The organism is Flavobacterium hydrocarbonoxydans (assembly GCF_009789235.1).
GTDB classification, from domain to species: Bacteria; Bacteroidota; Bacteroidia; order Flavobacteriales; family Flavobacteriaceae; genus Flavobacterium; species Flavobacterium hydrocarbonoxydans.
The window spans coordinates 16,818-38,510 of the sequence record NZ_WSTB01000006.1; the positions used below are offsets into that span (position 1 = coordinate 16,818).

Sequence of the window (21,693 nt, forward strand, 5' to 3'; positions counted from 1 at the left end):
TGCGAAATGACAAGATTGTGTAGTTTTATTTACATCAACTTCTGAATAATAATCTCTTCAGTAATTCCTTCAGCATCGGCTTTGTAGTTTTTAATAATTCTGTGACGCAAAATTCCGGTTGCTACTGCTTTTACATCTTCGATATCCGGAGAAAATTTCCCATGAAAAGCGGCGTGAGCTTTGGCAGCCAAAATTAAATTTTGAGATGCTCTTGGTCCTGCTCCCCAATCCAGATAATTTTTTACAAAATCATTTGATAAAGGATTGTCCGGGCGGGTTTTACTAACCAAAGTTACAGCGTATTCAATAACATTATCTGCCACAGGAATTCTACGGATTAAATGCTGAAAATCGATAATTTCCTGAGCCGTAAATAATGGATTTATGGTAGTTTTTATATCTGATGTAGTTTGTTTTACTACCTGAACTTCCTCCTGAAAAGTAGGATATTCCAGTTTTACCGCAAACATAAAACGGTCTAATTGCGCTTCTGGCAACGGATACGTTCCTTCCTGCTCAATCGGGTTTTGAGTTGCTAATACAAAATAAGGTAAATCTAGTTTGTGATTTTCACCAGCGATTGTAACGGAGCGTTCCTGCATCGCTTCCAACAAAGCGGCCTGCGTTTTAGGCGGCGTTCTATTGATCTCATCCGCAAGAATGATATTTGAGAATATTGGTCCTTTAATGAATTTGAACTGGCGATTCTCATCCAAAATCTCACTTCCTAAAATATCCGAAGGCATCAAATCCGGCGTAAACTGGATTCTTTTAAAATCAAGACCTAAAGCCTGTGACAAAGTATTTATCATTAAAGTTTTAGCCAAACCGGGAACGCCTATTAAGAGAGCGTGACCTCCGGAAAATATACAAAGCAGAATTTGATCTACTACTGCATCCTGACCAACAATGATTTTTGCTATTTCAGTTTTTAATTCGTTTCGTTTTTGTACTAAGTTATGAATTGCTGCTACGTCAGACATTTAAATATGTTTTAAAATTAAAAAGAGTTAGCGTTATGAAATCATAAAACTAACTCTTTTTATTTATTTTATAAAAATTATTTTTTCAACCAATTGTTTGTAAAAGTACAATTTTTGTATTCTCCGATAATTTTAATGTAAGTATCTTTAATTTTATCATCAAACCATTTTCCAATCGCTTTAATTTGTTTTTCTTTTAAAGCCAATTCTCTAATTTTGGTATAATCTTTAGCATAATCTGCTGTATGCGCGTCGATTCTATTGGTAACCGTAATTAGTTTGTATGTTTTTTTTCCTTTTTCATCAGCTGTCAAAAGTGGCTGAGAAACTTCATCGTCTTTTAAGTTAGAAACCTGACCGTATAATGTCGGATCCATTTTAGTCAATTCAAAACGGGTATCTTGTGTATTTGGATTGATTAAGGTTCCCCCGTTTGCACGAGTTTCTTTCTCATCAGATTCTGTTTTAGCAGCATCTGCAAATGATATTTCCTTGCTTACAATTTTTTCCCTGATATTTGAAATTCTCTCTTTAGCATCTTTTAAAGCTTCTTCAGGAACTGTAGGAGCTATCAAAATGTGACGTAATTCTACTTCCTGACCTTTAATTTTTTCAACCATAATAATATGATAGCCATAAATAGTTTCAAATGGCTCTGAAATTTCGCCTTCCTGCAAGCTAAAAGCCACATCCTTAAACTCTTTTACGAAAGAAGTTTTACGGTTCATTTTATAAAATCCTCCGTTAGGAGATGATCCTGGATCCTGAGAATACAAAACGGCTTTAGTGGCAAAACTAGATCCGTCTAAAACATCTTGTCGAATTGATTTTAATCTATCTATAACTTTTTGTTTATCTTCTTTAGAAACCTTAGGCTCTACAACAATTTGTGCTACTTCCATCTCAGCTCCAAAGGTTGGTAAGTCACTTGCGGGAATTTTTTTAAAGAAATTACGAACTTCTTCTGGTGTTATTTCAACAGCATCAACAATCTTCTTCTGCATTTCAGAAGCTAGTTTTTGTTCTTTCAAAATATCAGAAAAATAGGTTTTAAATTCTTCAACCGAATTCTTTTTATAGTAAGCAACCACTTTATTAATGTCACCAACTTGCTGAATCATATAGTTCAGCCTTTCATCCATCATCCCTCTGATTTCGGCATCACTCACAATAATACTATCCTGAATTGCCTGATGTGCATACAGTTTGTCTTCTAAAAGTTTTCCAAGCATCTGACATCTTGAAATATCTTTTACAGAACCTCCCTGACCCGTAATCTCTAAATAGGCTTTGTCAATATCCGAATCTAAAACAATATAATCTCCAACATTAGCAATGATACCATCAATTTTTAACTTTTGTCCTGATGGCGCTTCAACTGGAAGTTGTGCTACAACTGAATCCTTTATAACTTCTTGTGCAGAAAGAATGGAGTTGAAAAAAAGTAAAAAACATATTGTTAATACAGATTTGTAATCAATAGTTTTTAGCTGTAATTTTTTTGATAACATTATTTTAAATTTAATTTGAATGTAAGGTCCTTATGCTGAGCCAAATTGATTTTTATTTTCCGAATGTAAATAAACGTCGTTTTTTTGACTTATTGCGAACAAAAATAACAATTCAAACACATAATACAACAATACAGAATACTATTAACAAAAAATTATATAGAAGTGAACAAATTCAATAAATTATATAAGACATTAACTAACCTAATCGGTATTTTTTATTTTTTTTATTTACATACAAAAGCACTTTCTACTCACTTCACAAACCCAAATAATTATTTCATTTTCAGTTAAATAAAAAAACTTTTCAACACTACAACGTTTTCGTAGAACAAATATTTTCCTACAATTATTATAAAACAAAAATAATACTACTTTAGTTTTCAAATTATCATTTATCTAATTCAAAAATAATGATTCATCATTTTTAAAGTATAAAATTAATTTAATCACAATTTATAACTATAACCAACCTAACCCCCTTAATTATGAAAAAACCAAATTTTAAAATTTATTTGCTAACTGCAGCTTGTGCCTTTTTGTATTCCTGCGAATCAAATGAAACCGAAACAAACTTAGACTCAAGAGCTGAAAGCGAAAAATTTCAGATTATCAACGTTACTAAACATGACGGAAAACCTTTTAGCACAGGAGCTTCAAAATCACTTACTGGAAAATATGTCGCAAACCCAGGCGGAGGAGTCATGATGCAGGCCTTTTATTGGGATGTTCCTGCTGGAGGAAACTGGTGGAATACAGTAAATGGTAAACTTACAGCCTGGTCAAATGCAGGAATTGGTTCCGTTTGGCTGCCTCCGGCTTCGAAAGCGCAAAACGGGGCATTTTCAATGGGATATGACCCTACTGATTATTTCGATTTTGGAGATTTTAATCAAAATGGTACAACCGAAACTCGTTTTGGTTCCAAAGCAGAATTGGTAAGCTTAATAACAAAAGCACACACAGAAAACATGCAGGTATATGCTGATATTGTTATTAACCATAATAGCGGAGGGCAATCTGAAGCAAATCCATATACGGGAACAAACACCTGGACAGATTTTAGCGGTGTGGCTTCAGGAAAATTTAAGCGTTCTAGTCATGACTTTTATAAAAATAGTTACGGAAATAATGACGAAGGAGCTTTTGGAGGTTTCCCGGATTTATGTCATGCAAATCCTTATGTACAAGACTGGTTATGGGGAAGAGCTGATGGTGTCGCCAAATATTACAAAAACACGATGAAATTTGATGGTTGGAGATTTGATTACGTAAAAGGTTTTGGCGCCTGGGTTGTGAATCAATGGAACACCAATGTAGGAGGTTTTTCTGTTGGAGAATTATGGGATTCTAACGTAAATACCTTAGAATGGTGGGCGAACAATGCTAATAGTTCTGTTTTTGATTTTGCCTGTTATTACAAGATGAATGATGCTTTCGACGGAAACAATCTGAATGTTTTAAACGATGACATGATGTGGAAAAGAAATCCGTACAAAGCGGTTACTTTTGTTGCCAATCATGATACAGATGAAATCTGGAGCAAAATGTTAGCTTATGCTTATATCTTAACTCATGAAGGCTACCCAACTATTTTCTATAGAGATTATGAAGAATGGCTGGATAAAACCAAATTAAACAACCTGATCTGGATTCACAACAACAAAGCAACCGGAAATACTTCTATTTTATATACTGATAATGATGAATACATCGCCAGAAGAAATGGCTATAACGGAAATCCTGGTTTAGTAGTATATATCAACAATTCTGACTCCTGGCAGGAAAGATGGATTCAGACCAATTGGGCGAATACTCAAATTAAAGATTTTACAGGAAACTCAGGTTGGTATCCAACTACTCAAGCCGATAAATGGGTCAAAATTCAATGTCCTCCAAGAGGATATTCGGTTTGGTCAATTAATCAATAATTATCTAAAAATCATGTTCAAAGGCTGTTCTAATAGAGCAGCCTTATTTTTTTATAACAGAATCATTTTTATGACGTAACTGATTCTAAATTTAAGAACTGAATATTTTTATTAGCCCATAATTAATAGTACTTTTGCAACCTATTTATACAAAAATATGAGCTTTTTAAAAGAAATACAACGCAGAAGAACTTTTGGAATTATATCGCATCCCGATGCAGGTAAAACAACACTAACCGAAAAATTATTACTTTTTGGAGGTGCAATTCAGGAAGCTGGTGCCGTAAAAAATAATAAAATCAAAAAAGGAGCAACGAGTGACTTTATGGAAATCGAACGCCAAAGAGGTATATCGGTTTCTACATCTGTACTTGCTTTTAATTATAAAGAGAAAAAAATCAATATTCTTGATACTCCTGGTCACAAGGATTTTGCCGAAGATACTTTTAGAACCTTAACCGCAGTTGATAGCGTAATTGTCGTAATTGACGTTGCAAAAGGGGTTGAGGAACAAACAGAGAAATTAGTTGCCGTTTGTAGAATGCGTAACATTCCGATGATTGTTTTTATCAATAAATTAGACCGTGAAGGAAAAGATGCTTTTGACTTAATGGATGAAGTAGAGCAAAAATTAGGTCTTACTGTAACACCACTGAGTTTCCCAATCGGAATGGGTTATGATTTCCAGGGAATTTATAATCTTTGGGAAGAGAACATCAACCTTTTTAGCGGAGACAGCCGTAAAAATATCGAAGAAACTATTGCTTTTTCTGATGTTCAGAACAATCCGGAATTAGATAAAATTGTAGGTCAAAAAGCAGCTGAAAAACTTCGTGAAGAATTAGAATTAATTGATGAAGTTTATCCAAAATTTGATCGTCAGGATTATTTGGACGGAAAATTACAACCTGTGTTTTTTGGTTCTGCTTTGAATAATTTTGGAGTTCGCGAATTATTGGATTGTTTCGTGCAAATTGCTCCTTCACCAAGACCTAAAGATTCTGAAACCCGTTTGGTTGATCCTGCAGAGGATAAAATGTCTGGTTTTGTGTTTAAAATTCACGCTAACATGGATCCAAAACACCGTGACCGTTTAGCTTTTATCAAAATAGTTTCAGGAACTTTCGAAAGAAATAAACCTTATTATCACGTTCGTCAGAAGAAAAATCTAAAATTCTCCAGCCCGAATGCTTTTTTTGCTGAGAAAAAAGAAATTGTAGATATTTCGTATCCTGGTGATATTGTGGGTTTACACGATACCGGAAATTTTAAAATTGGTGATACCCTAACTGAAGGTGAAATAATGAGTTTCAAAGGAATTCCGAGTTTCTCACCGGAACACTTTAGATACATCAATAATGCTGATCCTATGAAAGCCAAGCAATTGGAGAAAGGTGTTGATCAGTTAATGGATGAAGGTGTGGCGCAGTTATTTACTTTAGAGATGAATAACCGTAAAATTATCGGAACGGTTGGTGCTCTTCAATATGAGGTAATTCAGTACCGTTTAGAGCACGAATATGGCGCAAAATGTACGTATGAGAACTTTCCGGTTCATAAAGCATGTTGGGTAAAACCTGATGACGCTAAAAATGACGAGTTTAAAGAATTCAAGCGTATCAAACAAAAATTCCTGGCACACGATAAATACGGGCAATTGGTATTTCTTGCTGATTCTGATTTTACTATACAGATGACACAAAGCAAATATCCAAGTGTAAAATTATTCTTTACATCTGAATTTGATTGATATTCTCCTACTGAGAAAAAAACATAAAAAAAGCGCTAATCTTAGAAATTAGCGCTTTTTTTTAATGTGAATTAAATCAACCTTACTAAGTCATTATATCCCAAAAATCTTGTCATATGTTAATGAAGTACTAATGTAATATAAAGTAACACTGTAATAAAATTTAGTCGATAAAAGTAAGTTTAAATCAGTTTAAATACATTCTGTCACTTCTAGAAACTTTGAGATCAAAAAAAAGCTCCATTTCTGGAGCTTTATAATTTTTATGCTTGTCCTGCCGGACCAAAATTAAGTGGTATTGGGGCTTGTTCGGTTTCTTTGATTTCGCCATGAGCGGCCTCAAATCTATGAATGTTTTCACCAATAGCTCTCAATAATCTTTTAGCATGTTGTGGCGTCAAGACAATTCTTGATTTCACTTTGGCTTTAGGAGTTCCGGGCATGATATTTACAAAATCTAAAACAAATTCAGATGATGAGTGATTTATAATGGCCAGATTAGAATAAATTCCTTCTGCAATTGTTTCGTCTAACTCAATATTGATTTGTTCTTGTTGTTTCGGATTACTCATAATTTTATTTTTATTCCAAATTTCCCTCTTCCCATAAAAAGAAGAGGGATTTTGGATAAGAATTAATAAATATACTCTTCTTTATTAGCCATCATTTCATTGTAATCGTCTTTAGATCCTACGATAGTGTTATCGTATTCTCTCATACCAGTTCCTGCAGGAATTCTGTGACCAACAATTACATTTTCTTTCAATCCTTCTAAATCATCTACTTTACCAGCAACTGCAGCTTCGTTAAGTACTTTTGTTGTTTCCTGGAAAGAAGCAGCTGAGATGAATGATTTAGTTTGTAGCGAAGCTCTTGTAATACCTTGTAAAACTGGCGTTGCAGTTGCGGTAATTACGTCTCTGGCTACAACCAGATTTTTATCGTTACGTTTTAGTAATGAATTTTCATCACGTAAGTCACGAGGTGTAATAATCTGACCTGGTTTCAATACTCCAGAATCTCCAGCATCTTCAACTACTTTCATACCGTATAATTTATCGTTTTGAACGATGAAATCTTTAGTGTGAATTAATTGATCTTCTAGGAATAATGTATCTCCTGGATCCTGAACTCTAACTTTACGCATCATTTGACGAATAACTACCTCAAAGTGCTTGTCGTTAATTTTTACCCCTTGTAAACGATATACCTCCTGGATTTCATTTACCAAGTACTGTTGAACAGCAGCTGGTCCTTGAATTCTTAAAATATCATCCGGTGTAATTGCACCGTCAGACAATGGTACTCCCGCTCTTACGAAGTCATTTTCCTGAACTAGAATTTGGCTTGAAAGTTTAACTAAATACTTTTTAATCTCACCAAATTTAGATTCGATAACAATTTCACGGTTACCTCTTTTGATTTTTCCAAAAGATACAACACCGTCAATTTCAGAAACAACTGCTGGGTTTGAAGGGTTACGAGCCTCAAGCAACTCGGTAATTCTTGGTAAACCTCCTGTAATATCTCCTGCTTTAGAAGAACGACGTGGAATTTTAACCAATACTTTACCTGCTTTAATTTTCTCACCGTTCTCAACCATAAGGTGTGCTCCTACTGGTAAGTTATACGAACGAATCAATTCACCTTCTTTACCGTAAACCAATAAAGTTGGAATTAATTTTTTATTTCTAGCCTCAGAAATTACTTTTTCCTGGAAACCTGTTTGCTCATCAATCTCCACCATGAACGATTGTCCTTGCTCTAAATCTTCGTAAGCAATCTTACCAGTAAATTCAGAAACAATTACACCATTATATGGATCCCATTTACAGATTACAGTTCCTTTGGTTACTACATCTCCATCATTTACAAAAATACTAGATCCGTAAGGAATGTTATGTGTATTTAAAACAATTCCAGTTTTCTCATCAACTAATTTTAATTCAGTTGAACGTGAAACAACGATATCAACAGAGTTTCCTTCTCCATCTTCTCCTTTAACTGTTTTTAAATCTTCAATCTCAAGTCTTCCGTTGAATCTTGTAACAATACTAGATTCTTCAGAGATACCTCCTGCAACCCCTCCAACGTGGAACGTACGAAGTGTCAACTGTGTACCTGGCTCTCCAATAGATTGAGCTGCAATAACTCCGACAGCTTCACCTCTTTGTGTCATTTTTCCGGTAGCTAAGTTTCTACCGTAACATTTAGCACAAATACCTTTAAGAGCTTCACAAGTTAATGGAGATCTAACCTCTACTTTTTCAATCGGAGAAGCTTCGATAACTCTCATGATTGCTTCTGTAATTTGGTGACCTGACTGAACTAATACTTCATTAGTAAGAGGATTAATAACATCCTGCAATGCAACACGTCCTAAAATTCTTTCTCCTAAAGATTCAACGATTTCCTCATTTTTCTTCAAAGCAGAAACTTCAACACCTCTAAGAGTTCCACAATCTTCGATGTTTACAATAACATCTTGCGAAACGTCATGAAGTCTTCTTGTTAAGTATCCAGCATCAGCCGTTTTAAGAGCCGTATCCGCAAGTCCTTTACGAGCACCGTGAGTAGAGATAAAGTACTCAAGGATCGAAAGACCTTCCTTAAAGTTAGAAAGAATCGGGTTTTCGATAATCTCACCACCACCAGCAGTAGATTTTTTTGGCTTAGCCATCAAACCACGCATACCAGTTAACTGACGAATCTGTTCCTTAGAACCCCTCGCCCCAGAGTCAAGCATCATATATACAGAGTTGAAACCTTGTTGGTCTTCTCTAATATTTTTCATTGCTAACTCTGTTAATTGAGCATTTGCTGAAGTCCATACGTCAATAACCTGGTTGTAACGCTCGTTATTGGTAATAAGACCCATGTTATAGTTTACAGAAATACCTTCAACTTGTTCTCTGGCATCTGCAATCAATTTAGTTTTTTGTTCTGGAATTCTAATATCCCCAAGAGAGAATGATAAACCTCCTCTAAATGCGAATTTATAACCCATATCTTTCATATTGTCCAAGAAAGCTGCCGTTGTAGGTACATCAGTCACACTTAAAATGTGTCCGATAATATCTCTAAGGTTTTTCTTCGTCAATACATCATTGATATATCCAGCTGCTTCCGGTACTACTTCATTAAATAATACACGTCCTGCAGTTGTTTGGATAATTTTGTACACTAATTCTCCAGCGTCATTAAAATCTTTTGCTCTAATTTTCACACGAGCATTCAATTCTAGTCTTCCTTCGTTTAATGCAATATTTACTTCTTCAGCAGAATAGAAAGTTAAGTCCTGACCTAAAATTATATGTTCTGGAGTTGAGATACGTTCTTTGGTCATATAATATAGACCCAAGACCATATCCTGAGAAGGTACAGTAATTGGCGCACCGTTTGCAGGGTTCAGGATATTGTGAGAAGCCAACATTAATAATTGTGCCTCTAAAATAGCCTCTGGTCCTAATGGCAAGTGAACTGCCATCTGATCCCCATCAAAATCGGCGTTGAAAGCCGTACATACTAATGGGTGCAATTGGATTGCTTTTCCTTCAATTAATTTTGGCTGGAAAGCCTGAATACCCAATCTGTGTAATGTAGGAGCACGGTTCAGTAATACTGGATGTCCTTTAATTACGTTTTCAAGAATATCCCAAACTACAGGCTCTTTTTTGTCTATGATTTTCTTAGCAGATTTTACTGTTTTTACAATTCCTCTTTCAATCAATTTACGGATTACGAAAGGTTTGTATAATTCAGCTGCCATATCTTTTGGCAATCCACATTCGAATAATTTCAATTCAGGTCCAACAACAATTACCGAACGAGCAGAATAATCCACACGTTTTCCAAGTAAGTTTTGACGGAAACGTCCTTGCTTACCTTTTAAGGAATCAGATAATGATTTTAATGGTCTGTTAGATTCTGTTTTAACAGCAGAAGCTTTACGTGTGTTATCAAATAATGAATCTACAGATTCCTGTAACATACGTTTTTCGTTTCTCAAGATAACTTCTGGAGCTTTAATCTCCATTAATCTTTTCAAACGGTTGTTACGGATGATTACACGACGGTATAAATCATTTAAATCTGAAGTTGCAAAACGACCTCCATCAAGTGGCACAAGCGGACGTAATTCTGGTGGAATAACAGGAACCACTTTCATAATCATCCATTCAGGACGGTTTTCGCGGTTTAAGTTAGACTCACGGAAAGATTCAACAACTTGTAATCTTTTAAGAGCTTCTGTTTTACGTTGTTTAGATGTTTCGTTGTTAGCGCTGTGTCTTAATTCATAAGATAAAGCATCTAAATCAATACGAGCTAATAAATCCATAATACATTCTGCTCCCATTTTGGCAACAAATTTATTAGGATCCATATCATCTAAATATTGGTTTTCTTGCGGAAGTGTATCTAAAATATTCAAATATTCTTCTTCAGTCAAGAAATCTAATCTTTGTAATGATTCTCCATCTGCATTTTTAGCAATACCAGCCTGGATTACCACGTATCTTTCGTAGTAAATAATCATATCTAATTTCTTAGATGGAAGACCAAGGATATAACCAATTTTGTTAGGAAGAGAACGGAAATACCAGATATGAGCAATTGGCACAACAAGGTTGATGTGTCCTACTCTGTCACGACGTACTTTTTTCTCAGTAACTTCAACACCACAACGGTCACAGATGATACCTTTGTAACGAATTCTTTTATATTTACCACAAGCACATTCAAAATCCTTTACAGGTCCGAAGATTCTTTCGCAGAAAAGTCCGTCACGTTCTGGTTTGTGCGTTCTGTAGTTGATTGTTTCTGGTTTCAACACCTCTCCTCTTGATTCTTTCAAGATAGATTCTGGTGAAGCCAATCCAATAGAGATTTTATTAAATCTTTTAACTGGATTTTTATCCTTATTATTATTTCTATTATTCATCATAGTTTTTACTATTGATTTATTTGCAATTAAAAATTGATTTTGCAGACACTTAGCATCGCTACATTTCTACGACCTCGGGTTACTTCTCTAAACTTCAAACCTTATATTTTGAAGTGCTAATTATACAACACTTAGGGTTTATATAAAAAATCGGAACGGTTTACGGGTATAAATCCTAAAAACTTTTATAACAACCAAAGTAGAGACGCGATAAATCACATCTCTACAATTGGTATTTTTTTTTATTCTTCTAAACGAATGTCAAGTCCAAGACCTTTCAATTCATGCATTAATACATTGAATGATTCTGGCAATCCTGGTTCTGGCATAGACTCTCCCTTAACGATAGCCTCGTAAGTTTTAGCTCTACCAATAACGTCATCCGACTTAACAGTTAAGATTTCACGTAGTGTACTTGATGCTCCATAAGCTTCAAGTGCCCAAACCTCCATCTCTCCAAAACGCTGACCTCCAAATTGAGCTTTACCTCCAAGTGGTTGTTGCGTGATCAACGAGTATGGTCCGATAGAACGTGCGTGCATCTTATCATCAACCATGTGTCCTAATTTAAGCATGTAAATTACACCCACAGTTGCTGCCTGATGGAAACGCTCTCCAGTACCACCATCATAAAGGTGTGTATGTCCGAAACGTGGTACTCCAGCTTCATCAGTTAATTCATTAATTTGATCTAAAGAAGCACCATCAAAAATTGGAGTAGCAAATTTTCTACCCAAGTTCATTCCAGCCCATCCCAAAACAGTTTCATAAATCTGACCAATGTTCATACGTGAAGGTACCCCAAGTGGATTCAATACGATATCTACGGGTGTTCCGTCTTCAAGGAAAGGCATATCTTCATGACGAACGATTCTTGCAACAATACCTTTGTTACCGTGACGTCCTGCCATTTTATCCCCTACTTTCAGTTTACGTTTTTTAGCAATATAAATCTTAGCTAATTTCAAGATTCCAGATGGTAATTCATCACCAACTGTAATAGTGAATTTTTCTCTTCTTAAAGATCCTTGTAAGTCATTCAGCTTAATTTTATAGTTATGAATTAAATCATTAACCATTTTATTAGTAGCGTCATCAGCAACCCATTGACCTTTGCTTAAGTGAGCAAAATCTTCTACTGCGTAAAGCATTTTTTGAGTATATTTTTTACCTTTTGGTAAAACTTCTTCACCCAAATCATTCATTACACCCTGAGATGTTTTTCCGTTTACGATCAGGAATAATTTTTCAACCAATCTGTCTTTTAATTCAACAAATTTAGTTTCAAATTCCATTTCAAGAGCTCCTAAAGCATCTTTATCCTGAGTACGTTTACGTTTATCTTTTACGGCTCTTGCAAATAATTTTTTGTCAAGAACTACACCATGTAAAGATGGAGACGCTTTTAATGAAGCATCTTTTACATCACCTGCTTTATCCCCGAAGATTGCACGAAGCAATTTCTCCTCTGGAGTAGGATCTGACTCTCCTTTTGGTGTAATTTTTCCGATCAAAATGTCGCCAGGTTTAACCTCTGCTCCAATTCTGATCATACCGTTTTCATCTAAATCTTTAGTAGCTTCTTCAGAAACGTTAGGAATATCGTTTGTTAACTCTTCATTTCCTAACTTCGTATCTCTAACCTCTAATGAATAATCATCAACGTGGATAGAAGTAAAAATATCATCACGAACTACTTTTTCAGAAATTACAATCGCATCCTCAAAGTTATACCCTTTCCATGGCATGAACGCAACTTTTAAGTTTCTACCTAAAGCTAATTCACCATTTTGAGTAGCATATCCTTCTGATAATACCTGACCAAGAATAACTCTGTCCCCTTTTCTTACGATTGGTTTCAGGTTGATACTTGTACCTTGATTGGTTTTTCTAAATTTAATTAAGTTGTATGTTTTCTCATCAGAATCAAAACTTACCATTCTTTCTTCTTCAGTACGGTCGTATTTGATAGTAATGATGTTTGCATCAACATATTCTACAGTTCCATCTCCTTCAGCATTAATCAATACTCTAGAATCTGAAGCTACCTGACGCTCTAAACCTGTACCAACAATCGGCGCTTCCGGACGGATCAAAGGAACCGCCTGACGCATCATGTTAGATCCCATCAACGCACGGTTCGCATCATCATGTTCCAGGAAAGGAATCAATGAAGCCGAAATCGAAGCAATCTGGTTAGGCGCAACGTCTGTATAATGTACAGCTGATGGCTCAACAACTGGGAAGTCACCTTCCTCACGAGCAATAACATTTGAAGCCGTGATTTTTCCAGAAGCATCCATTTCAATGTTTGCCTGAGCAATCATTTTTCCTTCTTCTTCTTCAGCACTCAAATATATAGGAGTACTTTCTAAATCAACAACACCATTTGTTACTTTACGGTATGGAGTTTCGATGAAACCCATTCCGTTTACTTTTGCATAAACACCAAGAGATGAAATCAAACCAATGTTTGGTCCCTCTGGAGTTTCAATCGGACATAAACGACCATAGTGTGTATAGTGAACGTCACGAACCTCAAATCCAGCTCTCTCTCTCGAAAGTCCACCAGGTCCAAGTGCAGATAATCTTCTTTTGTGCGTAATCTCAGCAAGTGGATTCGTTTGATCCATAAATTGAGACAACTGGTTTGTACCAAAGAAAGAGTTGATAACCGATGATAATGTTTTAGCATTAATCAAATCGATTGGTGTAAACACCTCGTTATCCCTAACGTTCATTCTCTCACGAATAGTTCTGGCCATACGCGCTAAACCAACACCGAATTGTTGAGACAATTGTTCTCCAACTGTTCTAACACGACGGTTTGATAAGTGATCAATATCATCAATCTCTGCTTTAGAGTTGATCAATTCGATCAAATATTTTACAATGGTAATGATATCTTCTTTGGTCAAGACTTGCTTTTCCATTGGGATATCCAAACCAAGTTTTTTGTTCATTCTGTAACGACCAACTTCACCTAAGTTATAACGTTGATCAGAGAAGAACAATTTATCGATAATACCACGAGCAGTTTCTTCATCAGGCGGTTCTGCATTACGCAATTGTCTGTAGATATGCTCAACAGCTTCTTTTTCAGAGTTTGTTGGATCTTTTTGTAACGTGTTGTGGATAATAGCATAATCTGCCTGATTATTATCCTCTTTGTGTAACAAAATAGATTTTACATTAGAATCGATGATTTCTTCAACATTATCTTTGTCGATAATAGTATCTCTATCAAGGATGATTTCGTTACGTTCGATAGAAACTACTTCACCAGTATCCTCATCAACGAAATCCTCGTGCCAAGTGTTCAATACACGTGCAGCAAGTCTTCTTCCAATGTATTTTTTAATACCCGTTTTAGAAACTTTAATTTCTTCAGCAAGGTCAAAAATCTCAAGGATATCCTTATCTCTTTCGAACCCGATTGCACGGAATAAAGTAGTTACAGGTAATTTTTTCTTTCTATCGATATAAGCGTACATAACGCTGTTGATATCTGTAGAAAATTCTATCCAGGAACCTTTAAAAGGAATTACCCTAGCAGAATAAAGTTTTGTACCATTTGCATGGAATGATTGTCCAAAGAAAACTCCAGGAGAACGGTGTAGTTGAGATACTACAACACGCTCAGCACCATTGATTACAAAGGTACCGCTTGGAGTCATATAAGGTATTGTTCCAAGATAAACATCTTGTACAATAGTTTCAAAATCTTCGTGTTCTGGATCTGTACAGTATAGTTTTAACCTGGCTTTTAAAGGCACACTATACGTAAGACCTCTCTCTATACATTCTTGAATTGTATAACGTGGTGGATCTACAAAATAATCTAGGAACTCCAATACAAAGTTGTTTCTTGTATCTGTGATTGGAAAGTTTTCCATGAAGGTGTTGTACAACCCTTCGTTGCCTCTTTCGTCTGATTTAGTTTCTAATTGAAAAAAATCTTTAAAAGATTTAACCTGAACATCAAGGAAATCCGGATATTGAGGTATGTTTTTTGTAGAGGCAAAATTCAATCTTTCAGTCTGATTTGTTATCATCAATGGACAAAATTTTGATTAAAAAAAAGTAATTTTTTGTGTAAAAACACATTGTTTAATCTATACTTTCTTATTATAATCAATACATCTTTAAAAATAAACCGGTATAAGGCAGCTCCATTTTTTTTCTTCGTATTGATCAAAAACTTTTTCGTATTTTAAACTATTTGATAATAAAATTGGATATATTTTATTATACGAAAAATGGTTTAGGCCATTGAGTTTTGACTCAAGACCTAAACCTAGTTCTTAAAACCGAGTTGAATTATTTTAATTCAACTACAGCTCCAGCTTCTTCTAATGATTTTTTAAGACCTTCAGCCTCTTCTTTAGAAACACCTTCTTTAACGTTGCTTGGAGCACCGTCAACTACATCTTTAGCTTCTTTCAAACCTAAACCTGTAAGTTCTTTTACTAATTTTACAACTGCTAATTTAGAAGCTCCAGCTTCTTTCAATACAACTGTAAATTCAGTTTGTGCTTCTTCAGCAGCACCTTCTCCACCACCAGCAGCAACTACTACAGCTGCAGCAGCAGGCTCGATACCATACTCGTCTTTTAATATTGTTGCTAATTCGTTAACTTCTTTAACTGTTAAGTTAACTAATTGTTCTGCGAATTGTTTCAAATCTGCCATTTTTTCTATCGTTTAAAATGATTTGTAAAATATAATTTATTTATTGTGCGCTAATTAAGCAATGAGAAAATGAATTTCTCATCTTGAATATTATGCTTCAGTCTCTTCTTCGCTACCAGCGAATTTGTTTTGTAAAGCAGAAATAATTCTTTGTGCTGGTGATTGCAATAATCCAATAAGTTCTCCAAGAAGTTCTTCTTTAGATTTAATAGTTGCTAATGCATCTAATTGATCATCTCCAATGTAAATTTCAGAATTAATGTAAGCCCCTTTCAATACAGGTTTTGCTGATTTTTTTCTGAAATCTTTAATTATTTTTCCAGGTGCATTTGCAACATCTGAAATGAATATAGCACTGTTACCACTCAATACTGAAGGTAAATCACCATAGTCATTAGAAGAAGCTTCCATTGCTTTTGCAAGCAAAGTGTTTTTTACAACCTCTAATTTTATACCTGCTTTAAAGCAAGCTCTTCTCAAGCTTGAAGTTGTCTCTGCGTTTAATCCAGAAATATCAGATACATAAATGATATTTGTACCAGCTAACTGCGCAGTTAAATTTTCAATCGCGATTGATTTTTCTTCTCTAGTCATACTAAAAATTATTAACTACCAATTATACTGCTTTTGGATCCAATGCAATTGCAGGACTCATAGTGCTTGTAAGGTGAATACCTTTAATGTAGGTACCTTTAGCAGCAGTTGGTTTAAGTTTGATTAATGTTTGAATAATTTCGTGTGCATTGTCATAAATTTGCTCAGCTCCAAAAGAAACTTTACCAATTCCTGCATGTACGATACCAGTTTTATCAACTTTAAAGTCAATTTTACCAGCTTTAACCTCTGCAACAGCTTTAGCAACATCCATAGTTACTGTACCTGTTTTAGGGTTTGGCATTAAACCTCTAGGTCCTAAAATACGACCTAATGGACCTAATTTACCCATAACAGCTGGCATAGTGATGATTACATCAACATCTGTCCAACCATCTTTAATTTTTTGTAAATAATCATCAAGACCTACATAGTCAGCTCCAGCTTCTTTAGCTTCCGCTTCTTTATCTGGAGTAACCAATGCTAATACTTTAACGTCTTTACCAGTTCCGTGAGGTAATGTAACTACACCTCTAACCATTTGATTCGCTTTTCTTGGATCTACACCCAAACGAACTGCGATATCAACAGACTCATCAAATTTTGCAGAAGCTATAACTTTAATCAATGCAGCAGCATCTTTTAAAGAGTATAGTTTGTTCTTTTCAATTTTTGAAGCAGCCTCTTTTTGCTTTTTTGTCAATTTTGCCATTTCTTTCTCTTAATTAAAAAGGAGCTTCTCCTGATACAGTTATACCCATAGATCTAGCAGTTCCAGCGATCATGCTCATTGCAGATTCGATTGTGAATGCATTTAAATCTACCATTTTATCTTCAGCAATTGCTTTGATAACATCCCAAGTAACGCTAGCTACTTTTTTACGATTTGGTTCACCTGATCCAGACTTTAGCTTTGCAGCTTCCAATAACTGGACAGCCGCTGGAGGAGTCTTAACAACAAAATCAAATGATTTGTCTTTATACACAGTAATTTGTACTGGGCATATTTTGCCAGGTTTATCCTGAGTTCTAGCATTAAATTGCTTACAGAACTCCATGATGTTTACCCCAGCAGCTCCTAAAGCAGGTCCAACCGGTGGCGACGGGTTCGCAGCACCTCCCTTAACTTGTAGTTTAACTACCTTACTAATTTCTTTAGCCATTTTTAAAAAATTTAACACCATAATCATTGGAAGCGATTATAGTGGTTATTATAGATGTAACAAAAATTATACTTTCTCTACTTGCATAAAACTTAGTTCTAATGGTGTTTTTCTTCCGAAGATTTTCACCATTACTTCAAGTTTACGCTTTTCTTCATTGATTTTTTCAACTGTTCCGTTGAAGCCGTTAAAAGGACCATCGATCACTTTAACCGTTTCACCTAAGCTGAAAGGAATAGCACGAGTATCTGTATTTACAGCTAACTCATCAACTTTACCTAACATTCTATTTACTTCAGATAATCTCAAAGGAACAGGTTCTCCGCCTTTGATTTCTCCTAAAAATCCAATTACACTAGTAATAGACTTAATAATATGAGGTATCTCACCAACTAAATTGGCTTCGATCATAACATATCCAGGAAAATAAACTTTATCCTTAGACATTTTCTTTCCTTCTTTTACAGTAACTACTTTTTCTGTAGGCACTAAAACTTGGGAAACATAATCACCCATACCTAATCTGGCAATTTCAGTTTCGATGTAAGCTTTGACTTTGTTTTCCTGTCCGCTTACAGCTCTAACCACATACCATTTTTTCACATTATTATCTGCCATGACAAAAAATTTATCCTTTTAACCAGTTAAAAAATCCAGCCAAAGCTTTTGCAAAAAATTCATCTACTCCCCATGTCGCCAAAGCAAATAGAATTGAAAATACAGCCACAACAATTGTCAATTTTTGCACTTCAGCCCAAGCTGGCCAAGTAACATTTGACTTTAACTCCTCGAAAGCCTCTGATAAATAATTAGTAACTTTTGTCATTTGATCTATTTTTTATTGCACGGGCGGAGGGATTCGAACCCCCATCAACGGTTTTGGAGACCGCTATTCTACCCTTGAACTACGCCCGTAATTAAAAGCCAGTGATTTCGATTAAGAAAATCAACTGGCTTTTTATATAATATTTATAGGATTATCCTACGATTTCAGTAACCTGACCTGCACCTACAGTTCTACCACCTTCACGGATAGCGAAACGTAAACCTACGCTCATTGCGATTGGGCTTAATAAAGATACATTGATAGTTAAGTTATCTCCTGGCATTACCATCTCTACTCCTTCTGGTAAAGTAATAACTCCTGTTACGTCAGTTGTACGTACGTAGAACTGTGGACGGTAGTTATTATGGAATGGAGTATGACGTCCACCTTCTTCTTTTTTCAAGATATAAACCTCTGCTTTGAAAGTAGCGTGTGGTTTTACTGATCCTGGCTTAATGATAACCATTCCTCTTTTGATAGATTCTTTATCAATACCTCTTAACAATAAACCTACGTTATCTCCAGCTTCACCTCTATCAAGGATTTTACGGAACATCTCAACTCCTGTAATAGTAGAAGTTAATTTATCAGCTCCCATACCAATGATTTCAACTGGATCTCCTGTATTAGCAATACCTGTTTCGATACGACCTGTAGCAACAGTTCCACGACCAGTAATTGTAAATACATCTTCAACCGGCATCAAGAATGGTTTAGCTACGTCACGCACTGGCTCTTCGATCCAAGCATCAACAGCTTCCATTAATTCAATGATTTTTGGTACCCAAGCAGGATCATTATTCAATCCTCCTAAAGCAGAACCTTGAACAACAGGACCATTATCTCCATCATATTCGTAGAAAGATAATAAATCTCTAATTTCCATTTCAACAAGCTCTAACAATTCAGCATCATCAACCATATCCACTTTGTTCATGAAAACAACGATTCTTGGAATACCTACCTGACGACCTAAAAGGATGTGCTCACGAGTTTGTGGCATTGGACCATCTGTAGCAGCAACTACTAAGATAGCTCCGTCCATTTGAGCAGCACCAGTAACCATGTTCTTTACGTAATCCGCGTGACCTGGACAGTCAACGTGAGCGTAGTGACGGTTAGCTGTTTCATACTCTACGTGTGATGTATTAATAGTAATACCTCTTTCTTTCTCCTCTGGAGCGTTATCGATTTGATCAAACGATTTTGCTTGACAGTAACCAGCATCAGACAATACTTTTGTAATTGCTGCAGTTAATGTAGTTTTTCCGTGATCCACGTGTCCAATTGTACCTATGTTTAAGTGCGGTTTGGAACGATTAAAATTCTCCTTTGCCATTTTACTTAATTTTTAATCTTAGTTATATATTAATTCAATTTCCTACTTACTTGAGCCAACTACGGGAATTGAACCCGTGACCTCTTCCTTACCAAGGAAGCACTCTACCCCTGAGCTAAGTCGGCAGAGAGTTCTGATTGCAGATTTGTGATTGTAGATTTTAGATTAAAAAATCTGAAATCCACATTCTGAAATCTCAACTTCTTTTTTTTGTGGGGAGAGCAGGATTCGAACCTGCGAAGTTCACACAGCAGATTTACAGTCTGCCCTCGTTGGCCGCTTGAGTATCTCCCCAGACAATTTTAGATTTTTGATTTAAGATTTTAGATTATTCTAAAACCAAATCAAGAAACTTAAACTTGTATTATTTCATAATTCTAAAGAACAAATTTCAAATCGCATTTGAAATATTTAGAGCCGGCGGAGGGACTCGAACCCACGACCTGCTGATTACAAATCAGCTGCTCTAGCCAACTGAGCTACGCTGGCAATATCAATAAAAAAGTCCGCTATTTCTAACGGACTGCAAATGTAGTTATTTTATCCTTGTATCAAAACATTTTTTAAAAAAAATTTCGATTTATATATGTGCTCTTATTTTTTCTTTCCTTTTTACCAGTAAACGTTCTAAAGATTCTGCCGAAAGTTCTACCGCTTCTTCAAATGTCTTACACTGCTTTTTCACCACAAAATCATCTCCAGGAACATTAATTTTAATCTCAACCGCCTTGTTTTCCTTATCGCTAGTTCTTTCGACCTTTAAAAAAATATCTGCCGACACTACTTTGTCATAATACTTTTCCAATTTATCCATTCTCTCTTGAATAAAATCCACCAACTTTCTGTCAACAGTAAAGTTAACTGCATGAACATTTACCTTCATAATACTAATTTTAGGGTTAAACATTTCAGAACCATTACTTATTCCTTGGATGCGCATTGGCATATACCTTTTTAAGCTCTGCTAAACTATTATGCGTATATACTTGCGTTGACGCCAAACTTGAATGTCCTAATAATTCCTTAACTGAATTTAAATCGGCTCCGTTATTTAATAAATGAGTCGCAAATGTATGCCGAAGTACATGCGGACTCTTTTTTACTTTTTCAGAGACCCTACTAAAGTAAGAATTTATTAATCGATACACAAAAGATTCACTCAATTTTAACCCTTTTCGGGAAATAAAAAAATAATTCTCATCTATTTCCTCAACAGACTCCCGTTCTTTCAAGTAAAGCACAATTTGCTCTATAATGATTGGCAAAATCGGAATAATACGCTCTTTATTTCTTTTCCCAAGCACCTTTAAAACATTAGACGACAAATCTACATTATAAGTCATCAAATTTATCAGTTCTGCTCTTCGCATTCCAGTAGTATAAAATAACTCTACAATAAGCTTATCACGCACTTCTTCGAAACCAACCGGATTATTTACTGCCTGCATCAGATCAGTTAATTCTTTTTCAGAAAAAGGAATCTGAATTGTTTTAGGCGTTTTTAATGCTTTATGCTTCAGCATCGGACTTACCTCTATTTGTTTTGTTTTTAAAAGGAATTTATAAAATGCTTTTAAAGAAGCCATTTTTCGATTGACAGAAACATTTGCCATTCCATTATCTACAAGTGACACTATCCAGCTTCTAATTTGGCTGTAATTTGCTTTTTCGATATTATCCTGCTCAAAGTGCGTTTTATTAAATTCTTCGAAAACTGTAATATCTGTCAAATATCCATTTATAGTATGTGCTGAATATTTTTTCTCCAACTGAAGATAATCCTGAAAAGCTTCTTTATTTGTTTTCATAAAAAAAAGAGTTTTACTTTTTAACGAAGTAAAATTTTACACTTATATATAATATAGAATTTACAATTATATAATCTTTAAAAAATAAGCATAAAAAAACCGTTAGCATCAAAGTTAAAACTTTATGATGACTAACGGTAATTATTTTTGA

At 35.2% G+C, this 21,693-nt stretch carries 16 protein-coding genes and 4 tRNA genes; 2 read left to right on the top strand and 18 right to left on the bottom strand.

From position 1 onward, the window contains the following. Window positions 1–29: 29 nt before the first annotated feature. On the bottom strand, window positions 30–983 hold the full coding sequence (locus GON26_RS11820) for an AAA family ATPase (protein ID WP_160374991.1): 954 nt from the start codon (window positions 981–983) through the stop codon (window positions 30–32). Window positions 984–1,060: 77 nt separating this feature from the next. After that, window positions 1,061–2,494 (bottom strand): peptidylprolyl isomerase, encoded by a 1,434-nt coding sequence (locus tag GON26_RS11825; RefSeq protein WP_160374992.1) that lies wholly within the window; start codon window positions 2,492–2,494, stop codon window positions 1,061–1,063. Window positions 2,495–2,982: 488 nt separating this feature from the next. Here GON26_RS11825 and GON26_RS11830 point away from each other — a divergent pair, with 488 nt between their 5' ends. Both GON26_RS11830 and GON26_RS11835 read left to right on the top strand, forming a co-directional pair. Next, window positions 2,983–4,425 (top strand): alpha-amylase, encoded by a 1,443-nt coding sequence (locus GON26_RS11830; RefSeq protein WP_160374993.1) that lies wholly within the window; start codon window positions 2,983–2,985, stop codon window positions 4,423–4,425. A gap of 157 nt (window positions 4,426–4,582) precedes the next feature. Beyond that, complete coding sequence (locus GON26_RS11835; RefSeq protein WP_160374994.1) at window positions 4,583–6,175, top strand: peptide chain release factor 3; 1,593 nt, start codon at window positions 4,583–4,585, stop codon at window positions 6,173–6,175. 263 nt (window positions 6,176–6,438) lie between these two features. Here GON26_RS11835 and GON26_RS11840 read toward each other — a convergent pair whose 3' ends face one another. From GON26_RS11840 to GON26_RS11915, 16 genes are all read right to left on the bottom strand, one after another. Beyond that, window positions 6,439–6,747 (bottom strand): DUF3467 domain-containing protein, encoded by a 309-nt coding sequence (locus GON26_RS11840; RefSeq protein WP_025572408.1) that lies wholly within the window; start codon window positions 6,745–6,747, stop codon window positions 6,439–6,441. A 62-nt stretch (window positions 6,748–6,809) separates the two neighbouring features. Further along, window positions 6,810–11,120, bottom strand: coding sequence for a DNA-directed RNA polymerase subunit beta' (gene rpoC / locus GON26_RS11845; protein ID WP_160374995.1), 4,311 nt, complete (start codon window positions 11,118–11,120; stop codon window positions 6,810–6,812). A 242-nt stretch (window positions 11,121–11,362) separates the two neighbouring features. After that, window positions 11,363–15,175, bottom strand: a complete 3,813-nt coding sequence (gene rpoB, locus GON26_RS11850; RefSeq protein WP_160374996.1) for a DNA-directed RNA polymerase subunit beta — start codon at window positions 15,173–15,175, stop codon at window positions 11,363–11,365. A gap of 265 nt (window positions 15,176–15,440) precedes the next feature. Then, the gene (gene rplL / locus GON26_RS11855; RefSeq protein WP_007807437.1) at window positions 15,441–15,812 is read right to left on the bottom strand and encodes a 50S ribosomal protein L7/L12; all 372 of its coding nucleotides are present in this window, start codon (window positions 15,810–15,812) and stop codon (window positions 15,441–15,443) included. A gap of 90 nt (window positions 15,813–15,902) precedes the next feature. Further along, window positions 15,903–16,406: a 50S ribosomal protein L10 gene (rplJ, locus tag GON26_RS11860; RefSeq protein WP_160374997.1), complete on the bottom strand. Its 504-nt coding sequence runs from the start codon at window positions 16,404–16,406 to the stop codon at window positions 15,903–15,905. 22 nt (window positions 16,407–16,428) lie between these two features. Next, a complete protein-coding gene (gene rplA, locus GON26_RS11865; RefSeq protein ID WP_007807440.1) occupies window positions 16,429–17,118 on the bottom strand; it encodes a 50S ribosomal protein L1 in 690 nt (229 codons plus the stop codon). A gap of 13 nt (window positions 17,119–17,131) precedes the next feature. Then, entirely contained in the window at window positions 17,132–17,569 is a 438-nt protein-coding gene (gene rplK, locus GON26_RS11870) for a 50S ribosomal protein L11 (RefSeq protein ID WP_160374998.1), read from the bottom strand. A 66-nt stretch (window positions 17,570–17,635) separates the two neighbouring features. After that, window positions 17,636–18,187, bottom strand: coding sequence for a transcription termination/antitermination protein NusG (gene nusG, locus GON26_RS11875; RefSeq protein ID WP_007807444.1), 552 nt, complete (start codon window positions 18,185–18,187; stop codon window positions 17,636–17,638). A gap of 10 nt (window positions 18,188–18,197) precedes the next feature. Beyond that, window positions 18,198–18,395 (bottom strand): preprotein translocase subunit SecE, encoded by a 198-nt coding sequence (secE, locus tag GON26_RS11880; protein ID WP_008466927.1) that lies wholly within the window; start codon window positions 18,393–18,395, stop codon window positions 18,198–18,200. Window positions 18,396–18,413: 18 nt separating this feature from the next. Next, window positions 18,414–18,484 (bottom strand) — tRNA-Trp (locus tag GON26_RS11885). 62 nt (window positions 18,485–18,546) lie between these two features. Further along, complete coding sequence (gene tuf / locus GON26_RS11890) at window positions 18,547–19,734, bottom strand: elongation factor Tu (RefSeq protein WP_007807448.1); 1,188 nt, start codon at window positions 19,732–19,734, stop codon at window positions 18,547–18,549. Window positions 19,735–19,787: 53 nt separating this feature from the next. Further along, window positions 19,788–19,859: transfer RNA gene (locus GON26_RS11895), tRNA-Thr, on the bottom strand. 88 nt (window positions 19,860–19,947) lie between these two features. Next, window positions 19,948–20,028 (bottom strand) — tRNA-Tyr (locus GON26_RS11900). Window positions 20,029–20,149: 121 nt separating this feature from the next. Next, window positions 20,150–20,223, bottom strand: a tRNA-Thr gene (locus GON26_RS11905). Window positions 20,224–20,314: 91 nt separating this feature from the next. Continuing rightward, on the bottom strand, window positions 20,315–20,617 hold the full coding sequence (hpf, locus tag GON26_RS11910; protein ID WP_160374999.1) for a ribosome hibernation-promoting factor, HPF/YfiA family: 303 nt from the start codon (window positions 20,615–20,617) through the stop codon (window positions 20,315–20,317). 34 nt (window positions 20,618–20,651) lie between these two features. Beyond that, complete coding sequence (locus GON26_RS11915) at window positions 20,652–21,542, bottom strand: tyrosine-type recombinase/integrase (RefSeq protein ID WP_160375000.1); 891 nt, start codon at window positions 21,540–21,542, stop codon at window positions 20,652–20,654. Window positions 21,543–21,693 lie beyond the last annotated feature (151 nt).

Bases quoted from the DNA above. Each gene is read 5' to 3' on its own strand.
- rplA (WP_007807440.1), bottom strand. From the start codon at position 17,118: ATGGCAAAATTGACAAAAAAGCAAAAAGAGGCTGCTTCAAAAATTGAA.
- nusG (WP_007807444.1), bottom strand. From the start codon at position 18,187: ATGGCAGATAATAATGTGAAAAAATGGTATGTGGTTAGAGCTGTAAGC.
- GON26_RS11820 (WP_160374991.1), bottom strand. From the start codon at position 983: ATGTCTGACGTAGCAGCAATTCATAACTTAGTACAAAAACGAAACGAA.
- rplJ (WP_160374997.1), bottom strand. From the start codon at position 16,406: ATGACTAGAGAAGAAAAATCAATCGCGATTGAAAATTTAACTGCGCAG.
- GON26_RS11825 (WP_160374992.1), bottom strand. From the start codon at position 2,494: ATGTTATCAAAAAAATTACAGCTAAAAACTATTGATTACAAATCTGTA.
- GON26_RS11840 (WP_025572408.1), bottom strand. From the start codon at position 6,747: ATGAGTAATCCGAAACAACAAGAACAAATCAATATTGAGTTAGACGAA.
- secE (WP_008466927.1), bottom strand. From the start codon at position 18,395: ATGACAAAAGTTACTAATTATTTATCAGAGGCTTTCGAGGAGTTAAAG.
- rpoC (WP_160374995.1), bottom strand. From the start codon at position 11,120: ATGATGAATAATAGAAATAATAATAAGGATAAAAATCCAGTTAAAAGA.
- hpf (WP_160374999.1), bottom strand. From the start codon at position 20,617: ATGAAGGTAAATGTTCATGCAGTTAACTTTACTGTTGACAGAAAGTTG.
- GON26_RS11915 (WP_160375000.1), bottom strand. From the start codon at position 21,542: ATGAAAACAAATAAAGAAGCTTTTCAGGATTATCTTCAGTTGGAGAAA.
- rplK (WP_160374998.1), bottom strand. From the start codon at position 17,569: ATGGCTAAAGAAATTAGTAAGGTAGTTAAACTACAAGTTAAGGGAGGT.
- rplL (WP_007807437.1), bottom strand. From the start codon at position 15,812: ATGGCAGATTTGAAACAATTCGCAGAACAATTAGTTAACTTAACAGTT.
- GON26_RS11835 (WP_160374994.1), top strand. From the start codon at position 4,583: ATGAGCTTTTTAAAAGAAATACAACGCAGAAGAACTTTTGGAATTATA.
- rpoB (WP_160374996.1), bottom strand. From the start codon at position 15,175: ATGATAACAAATCAGACTGAAAGATTGAATTTTGCCTCTACAAAAAAC.
- tuf (WP_007807448.1), bottom strand. From the start codon at position 19,734: ATGGCAAAGGAGAATTTTAATCGTTCCAAACCGCACTTAAACATAGGT.
- GON26_RS11830 (WP_160374993.1), top strand. From the start codon at position 2,983: ATGAAAAAACCAAATTTTAAAATTTATTTGCTAACTGCAGCTTGTGCC.